Origin of the sequence: Croceicoccus pelagius (assembly GCF_001661915.1) — a bacterium.
Lineage (GTDB): Bacteria > Pseudomonadota > Alphaproteobacteria > Sphingomonadales > Sphingomonadaceae > Croceicoccus > Croceicoccus pelagius.
Map to the genome: position 1 here is coordinate 183143 of NZ_LYWY01000039.1, position 20691 is coordinate 203833.

At 61.9% G+C, this 20691-nt stretch carries 26 protein-coding genes and 1 pseudogene; 13 read left to right on the forward strand and 14 right to left on the reverse strand.

All coding sequences use genetic code 11. From position 1 onward, the window contains the following. The first annotated feature begins 73 nt into the window (after window positions 1-73). Both A9D15_RS12225 and A9D15_RS12230 read left to right on the forward strand, forming a co-directional pair. The gene (locus A9D15_RS12225; RefSeq protein WP_066765396.1) at window positions 74-412 is read left to right on the forward strand and encodes a P-II family nitrogen regulator; all 339 of its coding nucleotides are present in this window, start codon (window positions 74-76) and stop codon (window positions 410-412) included. Between the two features lie 21 nt (window positions 413-433). After that, window positions 434-1774, forward strand: a complete 1341-nt coding sequence (locus A9D15_RS12230; RefSeq protein ID WP_066765398.1) for an ammonium transporter — start codon at window positions 434-436, stop codon at window positions 1772-1774. Between the two features lie 76 nt (window positions 1775-1850). Here the strand turns inward: A9D15_RS12230 and A9D15_RS12235 are convergent, their stop codons facing one another. Both A9D15_RS12235 and A9D15_RS12240 read right to left on the reverse strand, forming a co-directional pair. Beyond that, entirely contained in the window at window positions 1851-2285 is a 435-nt protein-coding gene (locus A9D15_RS12235) for a protein tyrosine phosphatase family protein (protein WP_066765400.1), read from the reverse strand. Beyond that, window positions 2282-3091, reverse strand: coding sequence for a TerC family protein (locus tag A9D15_RS12240; protein ID WP_066765402.1), 810 nt, complete (start codon window positions 3089-3091; stop codon window positions 2282-2284). The genes A9D15_RS12235 and A9D15_RS12240 overlap by 4 nt, the downstream gene beginning before the upstream one ends. Before the next feature lie 253 nt (window positions 3092-3344). Here A9D15_RS12240 and A9D15_RS17075 point away from each other — a divergent pair, with 253 nt between their 5' ends. The 5 genes from A9D15_RS17075 to queC all read left to right on the forward strand — a co-directional run bounded on the left by A9D15_RS17075 (window position 3345) and on the right by queC (window position 8017). Continuing rightward, the gene (locus A9D15_RS17075) at window positions 3345-4151 is read left to right on the forward strand and encodes a cold-shock protein (protein ID WP_066765403.1); all 807 of its coding nucleotides are present in this window, start codon (window positions 3345-3347) and stop codon (window positions 4149-4151) included. A 131-nt stretch (window positions 4152-4282) separates the two neighbouring features. Continuing rightward, on the forward strand, window positions 4283-5461 hold the full coding sequence (locus A9D15_RS12250) for an aspartate aminotransferase family protein (RefSeq protein ID WP_066765404.1): 1179 nt from the start codon (window positions 4283-4285) through the stop codon (window positions 5459-5461). Then, window positions 5458-6387, forward strand: a complete 930-nt coding sequence (gene argF, locus A9D15_RS12255; RefSeq protein ID WP_156521767.1) for an ornithine carbamoyltransferase — start codon at window positions 5458-5460, stop codon at window positions 6385-6387. Before A9D15_RS12250 ends, argF begins: the two co-directional genes overlap by 4 nt. After that, entirely contained in the window at window positions 6384-7289 is a 906-nt protein-coding gene (hslO, locus tag A9D15_RS12260) for an Hsp33 family molecular chaperone HslO (protein ID WP_229660265.1), read from the forward strand. The genes argF and hslO overlap by 4 nt, the downstream gene beginning before the upstream one ends. Window positions 7290-7330: 41 nt before the next feature. Continuing rightward, window positions 7331-8017, forward strand: a complete 687-nt coding sequence (gene queC, locus A9D15_RS12265) for a 7-cyano-7-deazaguanine synthase QueC (RefSeq protein ID WP_066765406.1) — start codon at window positions 7331-7333, stop codon at window positions 8015-8017. A gap of 83 nt (window positions 8018-8100) precedes the next feature. Here queC and A9D15_RS12270 read toward each other — a convergent pair whose 3' ends face one another. From A9D15_RS12270 to A9D15_RS16995, 8 genes and pseudogenes are all read right to left on the reverse strand, one after another. Beyond that, window positions 8101-9162: an OmpA family protein gene (locus A9D15_RS12270; protein WP_066765408.1), complete on the reverse strand. Its 1062-nt coding sequence runs from the start codon at window positions 9160-9162 to the stop codon at window positions 8101-8103. A 118-nt stretch (window positions 9163-9280) separates the two neighbouring features. After that, window positions 9281-9733: a DUF2793 domain-containing protein gene (locus tag A9D15_RS12275; RefSeq protein WP_066765410.1), complete on the reverse strand. Its 453-nt coding sequence runs from the start codon at window positions 9731-9733 to the stop codon at window positions 9281-9283. Window positions 9734-9754: 21 nt separating this feature from the next. After that, window positions 9755-10045: a hypothetical protein gene (locus A9D15_RS12280; RefSeq protein ID WP_172807525.1), complete on the reverse strand. Its 291-nt coding sequence runs from the start codon at window positions 10043-10045 to the stop codon at window positions 9755-9757. A 171-nt stretch (window positions 10046-10216) separates the two neighbouring features. Further along, window positions 10217-10567 (reverse strand): annotated as a pseudogene (locus A9D15_RS17170) (GTA baseplate fiber-binding domain-containing protein); the annotation flags it as partial. 215 nt (window positions 10568-10782) lie between these two features. Beyond that, window positions 10783-11940: a phage tail protein gene (locus A9D15_RS12285; RefSeq protein ID WP_066765416.1), complete on the reverse strand. Its 1158-nt coding sequence runs from the start codon at window positions 11938-11940 to the stop codon at window positions 10783-10785. Between the two features lie 3 nt (window positions 11941-11943). After that, window positions 11944-12336, reverse strand: coding sequence for an NlpC/P60 family protein (locus A9D15_RS12290; RefSeq protein WP_172807526.1), 393 nt, complete (start codon window positions 12334-12336; stop codon window positions 11944-11946). Window positions 12337-12350: 14 nt separating this feature from the next. Continuing rightward, window positions 12351-13097: a DUF2163 domain-containing protein gene (locus tag A9D15_RS12295; protein ID WP_229660264.1), complete on the reverse strand. Its 747-nt coding sequence runs from the start codon at window positions 13095-13097 to the stop codon at window positions 12351-12353. Then, the gene (locus A9D15_RS16995; RefSeq protein WP_229660263.1) at window positions 12988-13656 is read right to left on the reverse strand and encodes a hypothetical protein; all 669 of its coding nucleotides are present in this window, start codon (window positions 13654-13656) and stop codon (window positions 12988-12990) included. Before A9D15_RS16995 ends, A9D15_RS12295 begins: the two co-directional genes overlap by 110 nt. A 234-nt stretch (window positions 13657-13890) precedes the next feature. Here A9D15_RS16995 and A9D15_RS12300 point away from each other — a divergent pair, with 234 nt between their 5' ends. Both A9D15_RS12300 and A9D15_RS12305 read left to right on the forward strand, forming a co-directional pair. After that, entirely contained in the window at window positions 13891-14529 is a 639-nt protein-coding gene (locus A9D15_RS12300; protein WP_066765421.1) for a YqaA family protein, read from the forward strand. A gap of 116 nt (window positions 14530-14645) precedes the next feature. Then, window positions 14646-14915, forward strand: coding sequence for an usg protein (locus A9D15_RS12305; RefSeq protein WP_066765422.1), 270 nt, complete (start codon window positions 14646-14648; stop codon window positions 14913-14915). A gap of 5 nt (window positions 14916-14920) precedes the next feature. On the opposite strand, the gene A9D15_RS12310 is transcribed toward A9D15_RS12305, so the two are convergent. From A9D15_RS12310 to A9D15_RS12320, 3 genes are read right to left on the reverse strand one after another with little or no spacing between them, the layout of a single operon-like run. Next, window positions 14921-16534, reverse strand: coding sequence for a hypothetical protein (locus A9D15_RS12310; protein ID WP_066765423.1), 1614 nt, complete (start codon window positions 16532-16534; stop codon window positions 14921-14923). A gap of 57 nt (window positions 16535-16591) precedes the next feature. After that, window positions 16592-17848: a serine palmitoyltransferase gene (gene spt, locus A9D15_RS12315; RefSeq protein ID WP_066765425.1), complete on the reverse strand. Its 1257-nt coding sequence runs from the start codon at window positions 17846-17848 to the stop codon at window positions 16592-16594. Between the two features lie 7 nt (window positions 17849-17855). Continuing rightward, window positions 17856-18098: an acyl carrier protein gene (locus A9D15_RS12320; RefSeq protein WP_066765427.1), complete on the reverse strand. Its 243-nt coding sequence runs from the start codon at window positions 18096-18098 to the stop codon at window positions 17856-17858. A 190-nt stretch (window positions 18099-18288) separates the two neighbouring features. On the opposite strand from A9D15_RS12320, the gene A9D15_RS12325 reads away from it, so the two are divergent. After that, window positions 18289-18855, forward strand: a complete 567-nt coding sequence (locus A9D15_RS12325; RefSeq protein ID WP_066766081.1) for a Pycsar system effector family protein — start codon at window positions 18289-18291, stop codon at window positions 18853-18855. On the opposite strand, the gene A9D15_RS12330 is transcribed toward A9D15_RS12325, so the two are convergent. Further along, window positions 18852-19232, reverse strand: a complete 381-nt coding sequence (locus A9D15_RS12330; RefSeq protein WP_066765430.1) for a response regulator — start codon at window positions 19230-19232, stop codon at window positions 18852-18854. The two genes, A9D15_RS12325 and A9D15_RS12330, sit on opposite strands and share 4 nt — an antisense overlap. A 125-nt stretch (window positions 19233-19357) precedes the next feature. On the opposite strand from A9D15_RS12330, the gene A9D15_RS12335 reads away from it, so the two are divergent. Genes A9D15_RS12335 through A9D15_RS12345 form a run of 3 tightly spaced genes read left to right on the forward strand, consistent with a single transcriptional unit; the run spans window position 19358 to window position 20684 of the window. Then, window positions 19358-19597: a DUF3572 domain-containing protein gene (locus tag A9D15_RS12335; RefSeq protein ID WP_244881984.1), complete on the forward strand. Its 240-nt coding sequence runs from the start codon at window positions 19358-19360 to the stop codon at window positions 19595-19597. After that, window positions 19594-20223: an HAD family hydrolase gene (locus tag A9D15_RS12340; RefSeq protein WP_066765434.1), complete on the forward strand. Its 630-nt coding sequence runs from the start codon at window positions 19594-19596 to the stop codon at window positions 20221-20223. Before A9D15_RS12335 ends, A9D15_RS12340 begins: the two co-directional genes overlap by 4 nt. Continuing rightward, window positions 20220-20684 carry a RidA family protein gene (locus tag A9D15_RS12345; protein WP_066765437.1) on the forward strand — a complete coding sequence of 155 codons (465 nt, stop codon included), beginning with the start codon at window positions 20220-20222 and terminating at the stop codon, window positions 20682-20684. Before A9D15_RS12340 ends, A9D15_RS12345 begins: the two co-directional genes overlap by 4 nt. The last annotated feature ends 7 nt before the right edge of the window (window positions 20685-20691 follow it).

The window sequence follows — 20691 nt, forward strand, 5'->3', positions numbered from 1 at the left end:
CTAACGGCAAAAGACATGCATCAGTGTTCCGCCCGGCAGCTTGCCGGAAATTGCAACAGGAGGGGCAATTTCGATGAAATATATCATCGCCATCATCAAGCCGCACAAGCTTGAGGAAGTACGCGAAGCGCTCGGATCGCTTGGCGTGGCCGGTATGACGGTCTCCGAAGTGAAGGGCTTCGGTCGCCAGAAGGGCCAGACGGAAATCTACCGCGGCGCCGAATACTCTGTGAACATGGTGCCGAAGGTTAAGCTCGAGATTGCCACCTCGGACGCGCTCGCCCCGCAGATCGTCGAGACGATCCAGGGAACGGCCAACTCCGATGCAATCGGCGACGGCAAGGTATTCGTGCTCGACCTGGGATCGGCCGTGCGCATCCGCACCGGTGAAACCGGCGACACCGCGCTCTAGCGCTCAGACGGAGGGACTTTCATGGACCGCAAGATGCTTTGCGGTGCTGGCGCGGCTGCGGGATCGCTGCTTTTCGCCACCACTGCTTTCGCGCAGGAGGCTGCAGAGGCAGCCGCCGCCGTACCCAACCCCGGAAACAACGCCTGGATGATGACCTCGACCTTGCTGGTCTTGCTCATGATCATCCCGGGCTTGGCCCTGTTCTACGGTGGTCTGACCCGCTCGAAGACCATGCTATCTACGATGACGCAGATCGGCGCCACGGCGGCTCTTGCCATGCTGATCTGGGTGATGTGGGGCTATTCGCTGGCGTTTGGCGATACGACTTATGAAGGAACGCTGGGCCTGTTCATTTCCGGCGGCAGCTACTTCCTGTCCGGCACTGATGCCAGCAGCACGGCGGCCACTTTTACTGACGAGGTAATCAGCAAATACGTCTTCATCAGCTTCCAGATGACTTTCGCGGCCATCACTGCGGCGCTGATCCTGGGGGCGACGGCTGAACGCCTGAAGTTCAACGCGCTCATGCTCTTCGTGCCGATCTGGCTGACGATCGTCTATTTCCCGATCGCGCACATGGTCTGGGCAGGCGGCGGCCTTCTTTTCGAGGACGGTGCGCTGGACTTCGCCGGTGGTACGGTCGTGCATATCAATGCTGGTGTTTCGGGCCTCATCCTTGCCTACCTTCTGGGCAAGCGTCGCGGCTTCCCGCATGAACCGATGCCGCCCCATTCGTTGACTTTGACGATGGTCGGCACAGGGCTTCTCTGGGTCGGCTGGTTCGGGTTCAACGCGGGTTCCGCACTTGAAGCCGACGGTTCGGCAGGTCTTGCAATGATCAATACGTTTGTCGCCACGGCTGCGGGTGCGCTTGCGTGGATGGTCATTGAACGCATGGCCGGTCACAAGGGATCGGCGCTTGGCTTCTGTTCGGGTGTGATCGCAGGTCTTGTCGCGGTGACTCCCGCCGCAGGTAACTCCGGCCCGTTCGGTGCGATCCTTCTGGGCATCGTCGCTTCGGCAGTCTGCTATTTCTTCGTTGCCAAGGTGAAGGGCAAGTTCGGCTACGACGATTCGCTCGACGCGTTCGGCATCCATGGCGTTGGCGGCATCGTCGGCGCGATCGGGACGGCAGTGGTTTACCAGCCGTTCCTTGGCGGCCCCGGCGACGGTTCGGTCGGTCTTGGTGCCCAACTGGGCATCCAGACCTTCAGCGTCGTCGTTACGATCGTCTGGGCAACTGCCGGCACGTTGATCGCGGCATTCGTGGTCAAGGCTCTCGTTGGCCTGCGTGTTTCGGAAGAAGTCGAGCTTTCGGGCCTCGACATCGGCGAACACGGCGAACGCGCCTACAACGACTGACCCTCCTCACGGGGTCAGCCCAAAGAAAAAGGGCCGGAGGTTCGCCTCCGGCCCTTTCTCATTTCGGGTGGTGGTGTCAGCTTCCGGCGCTGAGCATATCGATCAACTGACGGATCGGCGATACGTCGTAACCTGCACCCGAAGCCTTGGAGGAAATGACCGCCGGATTCTTTCCGGCCTTCGCCTCGGCCAAGGCCCAGAGCAGGGTCGAGCGCGTGCCCGAACGGCAATAGGCCAGCACCGGACCTTCGGCCTTGTCGAGAGCTTCTCGCATCGCATCGACCTGCCCCTGGCCGAAACCTGCGTGGGTGATCGGAATGGCGATGTATTCGATGCCAGCCGCCTTCGCCGTGGCCTCGATCTCGGCACCCGGTGTCTGATCGGGGGACTCGTCCTCTGGCCGGTTGTTGACGATCAGCGTGACGCCCAGCGCCTTGGCATCGGCAATTTCGTCAACGGTGATCTGGGGACTGGCGTAGATCGTGTCATCGATCTGGCGGAACTGGCTCATGCGGTAAGGTCCTTCATGGATTTTTCTTGGGCGCGTCGATTGCGCTGAATCATGTTGAGGAGCTCTACACCGACGGAAAAGCCCATGGCAGCGTAGATATAGCCCTTGGGGACGTGGAAACCGAACCCGTCCGCGATCAGCACAAGCCCGATCATGACGAGGAACGCCAGCGCCAGCATGACGAGCGAGGGGTTCTTCTCGATGAAGCGGGCAAGGGGATCGGCGGCGACCAGCATGATGCCGACCGTGATGACGACGGCGGTCACCATGATCGGGATTTCATCGGTCATGCCGACGGCGGTCAGAATCGAATCGACCGAGAATACGAGATCGAGCGCGATGATCTGCGCGATCGCGGCGCCGAAGCCGATCGTGGCGACGGCTTTGCCGGTGTTCTTGTCCAGCATCGTGCCCGAATCGCCTTCGGGGTCCATGGAGTGGTGGATCTCGGTCGTCGCCTTCCAGAGGAGGAACAGACCGCCCGCGATAAGGATGAGATCGCGGCCCGAAAAGGCTGTTTCGAAAGTCGCCTCACCATGTGGGCCGGGCGCGCCTGTGATGCCCAGATCGAACAGCGGGGTCTGGAGCGTCACCAGCCAGCCGATCAGCATCAGCAGGCAGATTCGCATGATGAGGGCAAGGGCAAGGCCTAGCCGCCGTGCCTTGGATTGCTGATGCTCGGGAAGGCGGTTCGAAAGGATGGCGATGAAGACGAGATTGTCTATTCCCAGAACGACTTCAAGCACGATCAGGGTGAGGAGGGCGGCCCAGGCAGCCGGGTCGGAAAGCAGCGCAAGAATGTCCATGGCGCGGGTTTTTGCCGCCCGTCAGCCGCCGTGGCAAGTAATCTCGGGCCTGCCGGACCTGTGATATTCGTGCCATCGTGTCCGGAAAATGGCGGCCAAAGCGTAAATTGTTCGCCAATGGTTCCCAAATGCCTTATAACGTCTCACCGTCAGGGACCGTTGCACGAGGTATCGGTCCAAAGTCGTCGGTTTCTGTCCGTCCGCAGGCCATGGCGATCGAGGGAAGGGCGAGAGTTAAGGTACGCTTAGATTTATGGGTTATGACAGAGGTCGGCGCGGTCGTGGCCGCGACAAACGCGATGGTTTCGGCGAAGACAATTACGATCCGTTCTCGCAGGGCGGGTTCGGATTCGATCAGGGCCCAGACAACCGTGGCGGCGGTGGCGGTGGTTACAACCGCGATCGCGGCGGATTCGGTAATGATCGCGGTGGTTACGGCGGCGGCGATCGCGGCGGTGACCGTGGTGGCTTTGGTGGCGGTGGTGACCGCGGCGGCTTCCGTGGCGGCCCGGGCGGCGGCGGCGGCGGTGGTTTCCGCGGCGGCGGCGGTGGCGCCGGTGGCCGTATGCCCCCGCAGGTCGTCGGCACCGGCAAGGGCGTCGTAAAGTTCTTCAACTCGGGCAAGGGCTTCGGTTTCATCCAGCGTGAAGACGGCGGTGAGGACGTGTTCGTCCACATCAGCGCGGTCGAGCGCGCTGGCCTCGAAGGTCTGGCCGAAGGTCAGGAGCTGGAGTTCAACCTCGTCGATCGCGGCGGCAAGATTTCGGCAAGTGACCTTCAGGTCGTCGGCGACGTGATCCCGGTCGAAAGCAAGCCCGCAGCGCCGCAGCGCGAGCTGACGGGCGACAAGGCCGTCGGCACGGTCAAGTTCTTCAACTCGGTGAAGGGCTTCGGCTTCATCACCCGCGATGACGGCGAGCAGGATGCTTTCGTCCACATCAGCGCGGTTGAACGTTCGGGCCTGTCGCAGCTGAACGAAGGCGATCGCCTTGAATTTGATCTCGAGGTCGACCGCCGGGGCAAGTATTCGGCCGTGAACCTCGTGCCCATCCAGGGCTGAGAGCTTCATCGGCGGGATCCGGCCCACGGTTGATTGACCGAACAGGCCGGATTTCCTAGATGCAGAAAAATGGCGGTTCCCACCGGGGGCCGCCATTTCTCTTTTGAATATTCCGTAAGAGGATCGCTGAAATGTCGATTACGCCCCTGATGCCCGTGTATCCGCGCTGTGATGTCCGGCCGGTGCGAGGCGAAAACTGCCATCTCGTTTCCGAGGATGGCCGGCGATTCCTCGACTTTGCCAGCGGTATCGCGGTGAATCTTCTCGGCCATTCGCATCCGGGTCTGATCGGTGCGATCAAGAAGCAGGCCGAGACGCTGATGCACGTCTCGAATATGTACGGTAGTCCGCAGGGCGAATCGCTGGCGCAGCGGCTTGTCGACCTGACCTTTGCCGACACCGTTTTCTTCACGAACTCGGGCGCCGAGGCGGTCGAGACCGCGATGAAGACGGCGCGGGCCTATCACCAGCATGACGGCAACGAAGATCGCTACGAGATCATCACCTTCAAGAACGCCTTCCACGGCCGTACGATGGCGACGATCAGCGCGTCGAACCAGGACAAGATGCACAAGGGCTTCATGCCCCTGCTGCCCGGATTCAAGTATGTAGAGTTCAATGATCTCGAAGGCGCCAAGGCCGCTGTCGGGCCGCACACTGCCGCGATTATGGTCGAGCCGGTGCAGGGCGAGGGCGGCATCCGCGTTGCCGACGACGCCTTCATCAAGGGACTGCGCGATCTTTGCGATGCCAATGACTTGATGCTGATCTTCGACGAGGTTCAGTGCGGGGTGGCGCGCACCGGCACGTTCTACGCCTACGAACAGTTCGGCGTCGAACCCGACATCCTTGCAACTGCAAAGGGCATCGGCGGTGGCTTCCCGATGGGCGCGTGCCTCGCGACCGAGAAAGCCGCGCGCGGCATGGTCTTCGGTACACATGGCAGCACGTATGGCGGTAACCCGCTGGCGATGGCTGCGGGCGAGGCTGTTCTGGACGCGGTGGCGAACGACGAATTCCTCGCGCACGTCCGCACGATGGGCGAAAAGCTGCGCGGCCGTCTCGAACAGTTCATCGGCAACTACCCCGACCTGTTCGAGGACGTTCGCGGGATGGGTCTGATGATGGGCGTGAAGATGAAGGTCGAGAGCCGGCCCTTCGTGGCGCACCTGCGCGACCATCACGGCCTGCTGACAGTCGCTGCGGGCGACAATGTTATCCGCATCCTTCCGCCGCTCGTCATCGAAGACGCTCACATCGACGAATTCATGGAGAAGCTGTCCGCCGGGGCGGCTGATTACACGCCGTGAGCGTGCGGCATTTCCTCGACCTCTCGGATGCGGGGGGAGACGCGATTGCGGCGATGATCAACGACGCCATCGACCGCAAAGAAGCGCGTGTCGGGATGCCCAAGGGCGCGCCCGATGACGATGCGCCGCTCAAGGGCCGCGTTCTGGCCATGATCTTCGAGAAGAACTCGACCCGTACGCGCGTGTCGTTCGACATGGCGATCAGACAGCTTGGCGGCAGCTCGATCATCATGGAAGCGGGCAGCATGCAGCTTGGCCGGGGCGAGACCGTGGCCGACACCGCGCGCGTCCTTTCGCGCATGGTCGATGCGATTATGATACGAACCGACGATCACGCCAAGATCGAGGAATTGGCGCGCCATGCGACCGTTCCGGTGATCAATGGGCTCACCGATCGTTCCCACCCCTGCCAGATCGTCGCCGACCTGCTCACGCTAGTCGAGCATGGCAAGGCGCTGCCGGGGCTGGAACTTGCATGGCTCGGTGATGGCAACAACGTGCTGCACTCGATCCTCGAGGCGGCGGGCCTGATGAAGTTTAACGTCCGGTATGGTGTGCCCGAAGGGTATGAGCCGGATGCAGAATTCGTCGAAATGGCACGGGCTGCGGGGTCGACCGTCACGCTTTGCCGCGATGCTTCAAAGGCAGCTTCGGGCGCTGACGTTCTGGTGACCGACACCTGGGTTTCCATGGGACAGGCGGAAGCGGCCGAAAAGCTGGCGGCGATGCGTCCCTACCAGGTCAACGCCGAACTCATGGCTCATGCTCAGGACGACGCGGTATTCTTGCACTGCCTGCCCGCTCATGTCGGGGACGAAGTGAGCAAGGACGTGTTCGAAGGGCCGCACTCGGTCGTCTGGGATGAAGCGGAAAACCGCATCCACGCCCAGAAGTCGGTGCTGCGCTGGGCGTTCGGCCAGCTGTGAGCGATACGCCGCCTGTCATGCAGAACGAGACCGGGTTTGACCGCGTGCTTGCCTTCACGCTGCCCGAAAGGGACGCGCGCGGGCGATGCGTTCGTCTTGGTCCGACGCTCGACCTGATCCTGTCTGCGCACGACTATCCGGCGGCAGCGCGCAACCTGCTGTCGGAAGCGCTCGTGCTGTGCACGCTGATGGGTTCGCTGGTAAAGACCGGCGGGCAACTGACGATGCAGGTGCAGGCGCCGAATGGTGCGGTCAGCCTGCTTGCTTGCGACTATCGCGGCGGAGAGCTGCGCGGTTATCTCCAGCACGACGAGAAGGCGTTGGAACGGCTGGGCGCCAATCCCGGACTCAAGGCGCTGTTCGGTGACGAATCCTTCCTCGCGATCACCTTCGATCTCGCGACCGGCGGTCGGTATCAGGGAGTAGTGCCGCTTGACGGAACGTCGCTGAGCGAGGCTTGCGAGATGTATTTCCGGCAGTCGGAACAGGTCCCCTCAGTCCTGCGTGTCGCGATCAGTTCGGAAGGTAGCCACACGGTCGCCGGGGGCGTGCTGATCCAGCACTTACCCGATGGCGAGGAAGGCCGCGAAAGGCTTCACGTGCGCTACGACGATCCCGATTGGGAGCATGTCGCGGTGATCGGGGGAAGCATTCGCCACGCAGAGCTTGTCGATCCGGCGCTCTCGATGGAGGCGATCGTCTGGCGTCTCTACCACGAGGAAGACACGGTCCGCGTCGAAGCGCTGGAGCATATCGTGCGCGGATGCCGCTGCACGGTCGAGCACTACCGCAGTGTCTTGTCGCAGTTCGCACAGGACGATCTTGCCGAGATGCGCGAGGACGACGGCCTGATCCATGTCGACTGCGCGTTCTGCTCCAAGGTCTTTGCGCTCGACGTCTGAACCCGCTTGCGCCCGGCGAAGGTGCATCCTAGCTCCACGTCATGACTGATCAGCACAAACAAGCGCCTGCCGTCGTTCTCCTGTCGGGTGGGCTGGACTCGATGGTGACCGCCGGGATCGCGCGCGAGCAGGGCTTTGCCCTCAATGCGCTCACGATCGATTACAACCAGCGGCATCGCCGGGAACTGGAGAGTGCGAAACAGATCGCTGGCGAACTTGGCACGGACCGGCACGTCGTTCTGCCGCTGGACCTGCGCGCTTTCGGCGGTTCAGCGCTGACTGCCGATATCGACGTGCCGAAGGACGGCGTCGGCGAAGATATTCCGGTCACATACGTCCCGGCACGCAACCTCGTGTTCCTGTCTTTGACGCTGGCATGGGCCGAGGCGATTGGCGCGCGCGACATCTTTATCGGTGTCAATGCGCTCGACTACTCGGGCTATCCCGATTGCCGCCCCGAGTTCATCCAGGGATTTGCCGATCTCGCTCGCTTGGCGACCAAGGCCGGGGCTCAGGGTGGAGAGTTCACGATCCACGCACCGTTACAATATCTGGGCAAGGCGGAGATCGTTTCCGAAGCCTACAGGATTGGGCTCGATCCGGCGGTAAGCTGGTCCTGCTACGATCCGATGCCCGACGGCACCGCTTGCGGACAATGCGACAGCTGCCGGTTGCGGCTGGAAGGCTTCAGCAAGGCCGGACGCGAAGATCCGCTGTCCTACGCCTGATGCCATTACACCGATGAAAAGAAAAAGGGGCCGGCGTGAACCGGCCCCTTTTTCTTGTTTCGTTTCCGAGTGATCGGAAAGAATTACATGCCCGAACCCGGACCGTACGTGATCTCCACGCGGCGGTTCTGGAGTTCGCGAACACCGTCGGCAGTCGGCACGCGCGGGTTGCTTTCACCGAAAGCTTCGCTCGTGATGGCCGATGCCGGGATGCTGCGGGCCGTGAGGTAGGACTGAACCGAGTCGTTACGACGCTCGGACAGGCCCATGTTGTACTGCACCGAACCCGAACGGTCGGTATAGCCTGCGAGCATGATCGGAACGCTGTCGCAATCGGCGTAAGCCGCAACGGCGCTGTCGAGGATGCTTGCCGCCTCAGGGGTGATTTCAGCCGAATCCCAGTCGAAGAACACGATGTACGGACCCGTGTTGCAGACCGCTGCCGGCGGCGGCGGGGGGGGCGGCGGGGGCGGCGGCGGGGGCGGCGGCGGCGGCGGCGGCGGCGGCGGCGGAGCCATGCCGAAGTTGTACGCCAGCGTGCCCATCAGCGAATGCGAATGGATGTCGTGTTCGAAGTCTGCACCGTTCAGGTCAATCAGACCGATATCGTCGTGACGGAAATAGCGATACTTCAGGCCTACGTCCCAGTTGTCGGTCAGCGGAGCGCGAACGCCGGCAATGGCCTGCCAGGCAAATCCGCTATCGGAATCGTCGACGATCCCGGTGCCATCGACGCTCGTGCGGGCAACGCCGACACCGCCGCCGACGAAGCCCTGCAGGCCATCGTCGTCACCGAAGTCGAGAAGCCCGTTCACCATGAAGCTGAGCGAGTTGTAGGTGACGTGAAGATCTTCGTCCGCAATCAGCGTGCCACCGACATTGGCGCCGTCGTCATCCGAACCCTTGTACGCGGCCTCAGCCTCTAGGCGGAAAGCGCCGAAGTCGTAGCCGACGATACCGCCAAAGTCGTAGCCATAGTCCCAATCAATCGTCGCGGCATTTTCGACCGTTCCGATGTCGACGTCTGTGTCTTCAACAATCGCAGCGCCGCCAGCGAACTCGATGTACCATGCACCTTCGCGTGCAAGCGCAGGCGAGGCGATAGCCGTCGAGGCCATCGCCAAGCCAATAATCAGTGTACGCATTCGCGTTTCCCCTTGTTCTTAGGCGACATTGCCCGAGGCCACCTCGGGATTCTCTATCGTCCGCCTAAAACGCAGGCAAGCAATGATACGTATCTGCATGTAAGTCTTTTGTTAACGATTAGCCTGTGATCCCCTCCTGGTTCAGAGCAGCGATTATCCCGTCGATGGCGGCGCGGGCTTCGATGTCGACATTCGTCCCGCCTTGCGGGCTTGAAATCGGGGAAAGTCGGCTCCAGCCATTCGCGAAGAATGCAAGCGCTCCGGTTGTGAGATCGAACACTTGCATACCTCGGGCCGGTGAGCAGAAAATCCATTGTCCATCGTGATAGCAGGCGATCTCGTCATCATGCGATGCGAACAGGCCGTTACCGCTTGGCGCGACGATCCAGCATTCACCGGATTTGGGATCGGTGGGCGGTGTATCGGTGGTACCTTGGACAACCGGATGCAGCAGGGCATCGAGAATGACGTGGGCCTCGTTCACGAAGACCTCTTTCTGAGCCTGCGCGACGTTCAGGAAGGGAAGCTTGAAGCGTGCCGTAGTCGCACTGAAGCCAATCGGGTCGGGCATGAGAATCTCCACGATCAGAAATTAGAAGTTGAGTGAGAGCGGGAGCGAACGCGCATGGTCGCCGATCTGCCTGATCTCGAATGTCGCCGGTCTGGGCTTGGCGCGAAGGCCCGTCGCGGTAGCTGCATCGATATCGAGATGCGCTTCCGGGACTTCCCAGACGATGGCGACACCGTCCGCGTCGATAAAGCGGACTTCGTAACCCTCTCGACTTTCCATGAGCGGTATTTCGACTTCATCCGGCCATGACCACGCGCCGCGCGCACGGCGTGTCCATGCAATCGAAAGCCCACCATCCACGTTCTCGCTCATGCTCGCCCGGACTGCGGAAAGCGGACGCAGCGTCGCACCTCCCGAAGAAACCGGTGACCGAACCGGTTGCGGATCTGCGTGGCCCAAGGCGACGATATCGAAATTTGCCGCGGTCCCGATCGCCGCAGTGTCGAGCGCCGTAAGATTATCGTCCAACAGGACAAAGACCTCGTCGGCACCATGGTTTCCGATTTCATGCTCGGCTCCGCCTCGGCCGCGGAGCAAGTTGGCGAGCTCATAAAGGCCGCCGCCTCTTGGGGGCGCCGAACCGAACTGAATGATTTCTTGGCCGATCCGGGCCCGATTTGCGCACTGCGCCAATTCGTCGATGCTGGCATCGGTAAGCGCGAACTCAGCATCGCGAGCTGGACAAGCAGTCTGCTCGCCCGGTCGACCAGATGTGGGGAAGCAGGGGATAGCGGCGACTGTAGGTTGCCAACAATTGCACGGTCTCGTTCCGCCCGACCGATTGTGAGAAGTACCCCGTCGCCGGTATCGATATGCAGCGCGGCGCCTGTCCAACCGGAGTATGCCGACGACACTGCGGCATAGACCTGTCGCTCGTTACCGCTTCCGCTGCCATCCCAAGGCAGTTCAAAGGCGCTTAGAAGCGTGGGCCCATTGCTCAGATCCCGCGGCTTGCGATCGGCCCCGGCATCGCCGGCAGAGCGGATACCCCCTGCATGACCCATTGGAACAGAGCGCAATACGAGTTCGATGCCTGACGCTCGCCATTCCTATCCGGCGACTTGCCAGACAGTGTTGGTTGCTTGCGGACGGACGAAGCTTCCGGGACGAATGGATTTGTCGATAGTCGCAACGCGATAAGCGAGCCGCTCGCGTCCGGTCATCGATCGTTCCGCCAATTCCTGCGCTATGTGGTGGGCAGCGTCCGCCGTAAGACCTACCGGAAAGTCGACGGTCTCGATCGCGCCGTTGCCGGCAACGCCGCGACTCCTCTGGAGACCGGGCTGAAAGTCGCGATCCTTGTCGTAGTAGCGCAGACACATCGCGGTCTGCCTGGCGCCCGCCATGCGCGATCTTTTAGAACCGGTGGACTGCCCGAATTCGCCTTCGCGGTTAGCGATAGGCGTGGGCAGATCGACGACATCGGTTGCAATCTTTATCGCACTTCCGATCACGCCGAGACTTCCTCGCGACGCATCGATTGCTAAGGGATAGCCGGTGTCGATTGTCGCCAGGAGTGCAAGCCCGCTGCCGCTTTCGTGACTGATCCCGGTCATACCCTCCAGTTCGAAGCCGGATGCAATTTCCTGCCCGTCCGAGAGCAGAGGCACAAGTTCGGGCGAGCTTTCACCCGCAAAGATTTCGAACGTCAGCGCGGGAATGCGATTGCCGAAGTCTGCAAGCTCGAGATCCTCGAAGACGACATAAGCGATTCCCCGAAACGCCGGGCATGTGGCACCCATGTCTGAGCCGATCAGCGGGTCCGGTGCTTGATGTTCGGAGCCGTAGTAGATGCGAAAGCTTCCGCCGACTTTCAGATCACCATTGGCGCCGCGCAGCAGGTTGCCGTCAGCCCAGATACGTCCCACGCCGTCTATCGGCCGGCTGGCGAGCGCGACTGCGAACGACATCGTGTAGCTGTAAGTGGTGATCTTCGGTTTGCCCTTGCCGCCGCCGCTCTTCTCCTTGTGCTCGACAAGGTTGGTAGCCCAGATCACGCTCCCCGCGGTTCGGACGGTTCCGAAGTGACGGGGAATGGCCGTGCCGTAACTCGACGTCGTGACAGCGAGTTCCTTGAGCCGCGCGCCCTCGTGCTTTGGCGAGCCGAAAACGGCATTGTCGAGCGCGCGTCCGGCCAGCGTGCCAAGCGCGCCGCCAAGCGGACCGCCAAGCGCGGTGCCGACTGTGGTCAGGACCAGTGTTGCCATCGTTCAATCCTTGAAATGTGTCGGAATCTGCCATGCCGCGATCCGTTTCCAGGACGGATCGGGTTTGCCCTGTACGACTTTGCGGAGGCCAGCGTGTGCGTGGACGATCGCCTCGGGCCCGACCGCGACAGCAAGATGGAATTGGCCTGCGCCCAGATCGAATAGCAGCACATCTCCCGCCGAGGGGTTCTCGGTTCGCCTGAGCCCGGAGGCCGATGCGCTGCTGAGCATGGCGTTGATGCTCGTGTTACGAAGCCCGTATGACGTGGGCGGACGCGCTTTTCCGCCGACGCGGTCTGTCACGGCGGCTATCAGCCCGACGCAGTCCAGACCCGTCATCGGGTCGCGCCCGCGCAAGCGAAATGGCGAGCCCACAAAAGCTTCGGCCGCCGCCACCGTGTGTGGATTGCTCATCCGGAAACCCGGTATCTTGCGAGGAGATCGTTCCCGGGGAGGAAAGGTTCGCCCCGGAAATTCACACCGTTTGCAAAGCGGCCGCTGCATGTCGCCCACCGGCGATCGCAACCCTGACGCAATTCGATCCGCGTTCCGACCGCGACCGTCTCTGCGAGCGCCGGTGACAGCACGAAAGCACCGTCGTCTATGGCGGTCACTTCATGGATCAGGCCGGTTCCAGCACCGTCCAGCACGCGTACTTCGCCATCGAGGTAATCGGTGGGTGCGATCTCATCGGCCACAATAAGTCGTGTGCCCTCCTGACCGATCACCGCAACCCGGCTGGCGTTAGCGAACCGTGACACGGGCAGATTGCATCCCGGTCCGCAGAACCGGGCTCGGCAGGTCGGGCTCGTGCGCGGTATCGTGTCGACGTCGAGGCGGCTCTTTTCGGATAAAAGTTCGGCCGTGAAACTGCCCGCGTCTTCCTCGACCGTGCCGACGCGCCCCGTATAGATCACTTCGCGTTCGAGCGTTTCCCAATCGACGATCCCCATTTCGACCCGGGCCTCATCGAACCGCCCCGCCTCGAGGTCCTCGCTCGTCACGGCCGCGTGGGCGAGTGCGCCGCTCATCTCAGCGCTGTCGGGTTCAAAATCTGCGCTGAACCTGACGGCGGAAGGTACCATCCCGGGTGCGGTCAGATGGCGGATGTCGTCGAAGACGATGTCGCGGTCGTGGCTGGTGAAACCGATTGTCACTCCATCCTTGCGAAAGATGCGCCACCAGGTCGCGACTGTCTCGAGTTCGCTCTCGAACCAGACCCGGCTCATGCCGCTTCCCTGACCTCGACGAGAGGAACGCTGGGCGCTTCATCGCTTCCTCGGCTTCGCTCGCCTCGCGCATCCTTTCGCGCATCAGGTCGAGCTTCGCATTGATCGAGGCGATGATCTCCTCCTCGTCCAACTGCTGTTCGTTCGCGCGCATCTTGCTGACCGTTTCCTTGTGCGCGATCAGCAGGCGAAGCGAGTTGGCGTTGTCGTACTTGCGCTTTCCCTTGGTCTTGGCACTTTCGTATTCGCCCATGCGCAAGCGGCGAACCAGTTCCAGTTCAAGGATTTCGTATCCGTCGCATAGTGCCTGGAACCAGGCCTTGGCGAAAACCGGGTCTGCCCGACGCTGGCGATAGACCGTGCCGGTGTCGACTTTCTCAGCGCGAGCGGCGGCCTTGATGTTCGAGGTGCAGGAAAGCGTATCGAGAAAGATCTGCTTCCAGTCTGCAGGCGTGCGTCGACCCGCCGGGGTGGAACCCTGAGCCATGTGGACCTCCCTGTTGGCTGACCGCGAGAACCATGTCGCCACTGCCCCGGCGACTCGCTCTATCGCAATGTTCAATTTCTCTAACCAAAGAGCGTCACAATGTCAATATAAAAGTGCCAAATAGGTTATTTGATGGATGTGGGATTAGCCTCTGTCCCTCGCGGAAAGATCGGCTAAATAGCTCACGATGTTCGGATTGCTCCTGCGCGATCCACTGGAAGACGAGAGGGTCGCGTGCTTCGCAAGCTTTACGAATGGACGATGGAAAAGGCGCAACATCGCCATGCCGAACGCTGGCTGGCCGGGTTCGCTTTCGTCGAATCGAGCTTCTTTCCGATTCCGCCGCACCCTCTGCTCGGCCTCATGTGCCTGGCAAACCCGAAGAAGGCGGTTCGCTATGCGTTGATCACGACCATCGCGTCAGTGCTGGGTGGATTGTTCGGCTATGCGATCGGATACTTCCTTTACGACACGCTCGGTCAATGGCTGATCGCGACGCTCGGCCTGCAGGAAGCGTTTCCCAAGGCCGCCTGCTATCTTCGCGAATATGACGTTGAGGTGATCCTGCTTGCCGGATCGACGCCGGTCCCGTTCAAGCTGCTGACGATCACCGCCGGTTTCATCCAGATGGCGCTGCTGCCGTTCATCCTCGCCAGCATCGCCGGGCGCGGGCTGATCTTCATGAGCTGCGGCATCCTGTTCCGTGTCTTCGGCGCACCCATCAAGAGCTTTATCGACAAGTACCTCGGCTGGGTCACTGCTGCATTCGTGGTGCTGGTCGTGGCCGGTTTCATCGCCCTTTCGTTTCTCGGCGGAGGTAGCGAGGAGACCAAGACGGCGTGCGATCTAGCGACATCGGTGCGCCCCGCCTGAATTGCTGCGCTGCACAAAAGATCGTTGACGCAACCGGATCTTTACCGGATCATGTCATTGTGATTTCCAGTGATAGCGCCGAATAATCCCATTGGGCGCGACACGCAGGAGGAGCGATGGCGGACCGGGATTTTGAGCTTCAGGTTCAGGGCTACGGCCTGACCACGGTGCAGGTGCATTTCTGGATGCCCGATCACCGGAGTCTTCTGCAGCAATTCGTATTCCAGCAATACGACATCGCCCCGAAATTTCCCCGCCTCGGCACGTTTCTCGATTACTGGCGCACCGATATAGAAGCGGTGCTGCACTCCGTAGCGGTTGCGCACAAGCACCTGATCGGGCCCGCTGAATGGCAGGCCGTTGACGGGGTCATCACGATCAACTGACGGGATCAGCCGCCAGTGGCGATTTCTTCGACCAGCCGGCTTGCCACGGGGTCCAGCGGGCGCACCTCCAGCGTCTTGCGCGCTTCGCGTAGTGCGCCCTCGCTATCGCCTGCTGCCTTCAGCGCCAGTGCATAGTCCCGGCGGACCGGGTACCAGAAGGCGGGCGGATCAGAGAACCGGCTGAAGTCGTCGGTTTCCTCGATCATCGCGGCCTCTGCAAAGGCGGCGGCGGCATCGCGCGGGCGGCTTTCCATCATCGCGACCCGGCCCGTCAGCACGGCACGAGTGATCGAGAGCATCTGTTCAGGGGCGTTCTTGTAGCTGCCTTCGCCTTGCGGCTCGATGCTGGCGGGAATGGCTGCGATCTCTGCCTTTACGCCGTCGGCATCGCCAAGGAATGCGAGAGCCTCGCCGCGTGCATAGTGCCGGGCGGCGGCAAGATAGGGCAACTTGGGTTCGGGCAGCGCGAGGACGACTTTTGGATCTTCGAACCGGCCCAGCGCGAAATAGCCTGCTGCCGAAAGGAGCTGGCGGACGGGGCTGCCTTCTTCCTGGTCCTGCGAATATTCGACCAGCGGACGGCCCAGCATCAGCGCGGTGCGGCTGTCACCGGACATGAGCGCACCGCCAAGGCCGAAGATGACGTTGTGCGCATGGTACGGGATTTTCCAGACCCCGCCCTCGGCATCGGGCGGGAGCAGCATCGCCTGATGCTCGCCAATCATCACTGCACGCTTGTTGGCTGCGGCGGCATCGGCGTAGCGGCCCACCCAGTACCACGTGTGCGATGGCATGTGGACGAGGTGGCTGGCCTGCAGCCGCATCGCATCGAGCCGGTCTGCAGCGGCCACGGCCTTGGCCGGATCGCCCGCGATTTCGGTCGCGTGGATGTAAAAGTGGATCGCGTCGGTGTGATCGGGGTTGCGAGCCAGTACGGGCTCGATCAGGTTGATCGGCTCTGCCATGCCGCTCTCGTCGGTTGAGGCGACCATTAGCGCGTCTGCGGCGAGAACCTGCAACGTGTCATGTTCGGGCCAGCGCGCGGCAAGTTCGGCCATCTTGTGGGCATAGGCCTTGTCGCGCGCCTCTACATCGCCCTTGGGGCGGTAGCGCAGAGCCAGCGCCTCGATCAGCGCGCTTTCCTGGTCGGTCGTCGTGCCTTTCGCCAGTCGCCGGGCTTCAAGGACTTCGGCATAGGCGTCCTTCCGTTCCTCGGCATCGCGCCCGTAATTGAGTGAGGGGCCCATCGACAGTGCATGACCCCAACGGCACATAGCGCATTCTGGAGCGAGGCGTACTGCTTCCGCCATCGCGGCGGTCGCCTCGTCGTGCGAGAACGCCATCATCAGTTCGATGCCGTTGTCGAAGAAGGCCTGCGCCTGCGTATTGTCGGTGCTGATCGGAAAGCCGCCATTGCCGACATTGGCGATCAGCTGCGTGGGCTTGTCCGCCCCGTGATCCATCGCTTTATGGCCCGGCGCGGTTTCTTCGTTTGGGGCGCTGACGGCGGTTTCGGAATGCGACCCGTCGGGCAGTCCCACTGGCTTTGCATCCTGCGCAAGGGCAGGGCAAGCAGCGCCCGCAAGCAGGAGTGAAGTGAAAGCGGTAAGCGCACGCATGGACAGTTCCCCTTTTTCCGAAGGGACTGTCTCATGCGGTTGCGCCGATCGCAACGGTCAGATGATGCCGACGGCCTTGCCGGCTGCTTCGAACATGGTGAGGATCTGGCCGACCTGTTCCTCGCTGTGTTCAGCGCAGAGCGAGCAGCGCAGCAGCGTCATGCCCGCAGGGGTTGCCGGCGGACGGGCAAGATTCACGTAAAGCCCTTCCTTCAGCAGTGCTTCCCACATGCCCGCGCCGCGTTCGAGATCGGGCATGATGACCGCGATGATCGCGCTCTGCGGTTCCTCGGTGCCAAGCTCGAAACCGAGATCGCGCAGGCCCTTGTGGAGCCGTTTCGAGTTTTCCCAGAGATGCTCGCGCTTGTCGCCCGCATCCATGAGCTTGCGGATCGAGGTCGCGGCAGTGGCCACGACGCTCGGCGGAAGCGAGGCGGTAAAGACGTAGGGGCGGCAGACCAGGCGCATGATCTCGAACTTCGGGTGGTTCGAGACGCAGAAACCGCCGACCGTACCCACCGACTTGGAGAACGTACCGATCACGAAATCGACATCGTCCAGAACGCCCTGATCCTCGGCGACGCCGCGGCCGTTCGGGCCGATAAAGCCCATCGAGTGCGCCTCGTCGACCAGCACCATCGCGCCGTGCTTCTTGGCGATGGCGATCATTTCCTTGAGCGGGGCAATGTCACCCAGCATCGAATAGACGCCTTCGAGGACGACCAGCTTTCCTGCGCCTTCGGGAATGCGCTTCAGGCGCTTTTCCATGGCTTCAAGGTCGTTGTGCTTGAAGGGCACGACTTCGGCATTGCCCATCGCGCAGCCGTCCCAGATGGAGGCGTGGCTGTCGATGTCGAGGACGATGTAGTCGCCCTTGCCGGCGATGGTCGAAATGATGCCGAGGTTGGCCTGGTACCCGGTAGAGAAGACCATGGCGTGATCCATGCCATAGAATTCGCAAAGCGCGGCCTCGACATCCTTGTGACCGACATATGTGCCGTTCAGCACGCGGCTGCCCGTCGTGCCCGAGCCGTAGTTGTCTAGTGCGTTCTTGCCCGCCTCGATCACGTCGGGGTCAAAGGTCATGCCCATGTAGTTGTAGGTGCCGAGCAGGATTGTCTCGCGTCCGTTGCATACGGCGGTGACGGGAGACAGTACACGTTCCATCACCAGGCCGAACGGGTCCTCGAGGCCGCTGTCGAGCAGATCCTGGCGCTGCTTGATGAGCGGGTCGAACTTGCTGAACAGGTCCTTCGCGTCCTCCGCCTCGGGCAGGGGCTCGGGCTTGTCGGGGGTGGAAATGCTCTCGCTCATGTGCCGGTTACTCGCCGCGCAGCTTGGTAACGGCGTCGATCAGCTGGCCATAGGTTTCGATCTCGGCCTGCTGGTTCATCGAGATGATAATGTCGAATTCGTCCTCGATCGCGGCGACGAAGTCCATGACGGTCAGGCTGTCCCATTCGAGATCGCCGGCAAACGTCGTGTCGTCGGTGATGGCGACGCCCTTCTTGTTGAAGGGTTCGATCAGCGTGTCGATCCGGGCCTTGGTATCTTCGCGGTCCATGGTGGAATTGGCTTTCTGATGAAGGAATGAATTTTCAACCGTTGGGCAAAGCGGGGTGAGGCTCCGGTGTCAAGCGGAGAGGTGGCCCGCGCCTGTGCATGGTCAGCAGGTCGGGGCGAGCGAAGGACGGCCTGCGGCCTGTCTTCGGCCCGCTTGCCAGCAGGTTGCTTAGCTGTCATCCCTGATGGCGATGGATAAGGGGACCACGCCGGAGCCGGACAGAACCGAGGCCGAAACAAGGCCCGCCGTCCGCCGCTTTTCGCAGCAGGCGATCCATCTTGTCCGTACCTCGCAGACCAACAACCTTGCGCTGTCGCAGATGGCGGACCAGAAGGCGTCGATCCTGATGGGCGCGACGTTCGTGGTTTTCAGCATCGCTGTCGGACAGGCGAGCCAGGGGATCATGCCGATCTCGCTCTCGGTTCTCGCGATCTTCGCATTTGCCTCGGCCATATGCGCGGTGATGGCGGTCCTGCCGTCGACAAGGGGGAAGCACCAACACTCCGATTCACGGGCGAACGAGCTGTTCTTCGGCGTGTTCTCGCAAATGCCCGAGGACGAGTGGATCGAGGACATGCTCGGCACGTTGGGCAGCGACGAGGCGATCTATCGCGCAATGCTGCGCGACATCTACCAGAACGGGCAGGTCATGGCCCGCAAGAAGTACCGGTTCCTGGGCTATGCCTACCGGTTGTTCATCGCAGGGCTGTGCACGACGTTCGCCGTGTTCCTGCTTGAAAGGTTCGTGCTGAATTAAGCCGCGGCGCGGCGGTCGATCAGGGCGTTTACGGCCGACATGAAGGGGTGGATCGATACCGGCTTGGACAAGTAGCCTTCGGCCCCTGCATCGCGGATCTTTTCCTCGTCACCCTTGCCGGCGTACGCGGTCACGGCCAGTATCGGGACGTCGCGCAGGCGTAAATCGCCCTTCATCGCCTCTATCAAAGAAATGCCCGAGACGTTCGGAAGCTGGATATCCATGATGACGAGATCGGGACCGAAATTCGCCGCACGGGCGATAAAGTCGTCGCCGTCGGCGAAAGGCTCCACAACGAACCCGTTCGCTCGTAGTAGATCGCAAAACAGTTTTCGATTTAGGTCGTTGTCCTCGACAACGATCACACGTTCAGTCACTGCGATTTACCCCCGGCAGGTCTTCCCCAAGGCCCACCACCGTCTGATTGTGTAATTTATATACCCGGAGTTTGACAATCCCGATGCAGCCCCCAGCTTCAGCAGACGATGCGACTGTGGCTTTGATGGCACTGTCGTGGCTGCTGCAGGACCAGCGCCTTGCCGATCGTTTCCTCGGCCTCACCGGATTGTCACCCGACAGTCTTCGGGAAGGGATAGGAACCCGCGAAGTGCAGTCCGCAGTGCTCGAATTCCTTGCCGGGAACGAGGGTGACATGGTGGCCGCGGCCGACGCGCTTGGCCTGACGCCCGAACGCATCGTCAAGGCACGCGATGCCCTTTCGGGCAGGAGATACGAAGTATGAAACGCCCACTCGTGATCACGGACTGCGACGAAGTCCTGCTGTTCATGGTCAATCACTTCCGCGACTGGCTGGGCGAGGAACACGGCGTCGACATGACGCTCGCGCAAGGGTTCGAGAACGCGCTGCGCTATCGCGAAACCGGCGAGCCGGTGGAGCGAGAGGAAATCTGGAAACTGCTTGGCGGGTTCTTCGATACCGAGATGCACCGGCAGGACCTGATCCCTGGCGCGGACGAGGCGATTGGCGCGCTGTCTGAAAAAGCCGACGTTGTCGTCCTGACCAACCTGCAGGACCACCGCCGCGAAAATCGCACGCAGCAGTTGAAGAAGCTGGGCATCGACCTCCAAGTCTACACCAACCAGGGGCCCAAGGGGCCAGCGCTGCAGAAGATCCTAGACGAACATGGAGCCGACAGGCCCGCTTTCTTCATCGACGATCTGGCCATTCACCACGGCTCTGTCGCAGGGGTTGCGCCGCAAGTGACGCGTCTCCATTTCGTGGGCGAACCGGACGTGGCCCCACATGCCACGTGCGCCTATACCGCGGGCGATGCCCATGCCCGTATCGACGCCTGGGACGAAGCGCTCCCGTGGCTGATGAAGCAAATCGAAGGAGACGACGCGTGAGCGCCAATATCGAAGCCCGCCTTGCCGAATTGGGACTGACCCTGCCCGAACCGGCCGCGCCGGTGGCAAGCTATGTCCCGGCAGTCGAGGCAGGCGGCCTGCTGCATATTTCCGGCCAGCTTCCTTTCGTCGCTGGCACTCTCGTCACCGGGCGGTTGGGCGAGAGCGTCTCGCTGGAGCAGGGGATCGAGGCGGCGCAGGCCTGCGGCGTGATGATCCTTGCACAGGCAAAGGCGGCCTTGGGCTCGCTCGACCGCGTGACGCGCGTCGTGAAGCTGGGCGGATTCGTCAATTCGACCGGAGATTTTACCGATCAGCCCAAAGTCGTGAACGGCGCGTCCGACCTGATGATGGCCGTCTTCGGCGAAGCGGGGCGCCATGCCCGCAGCGCGGTCGGCGTGCCGGTCCTGCCTCTGGGCGCGGCGGTCGAAGTCGACGCGATCCTGCAGGTGAGCGCCTGAGCACGCA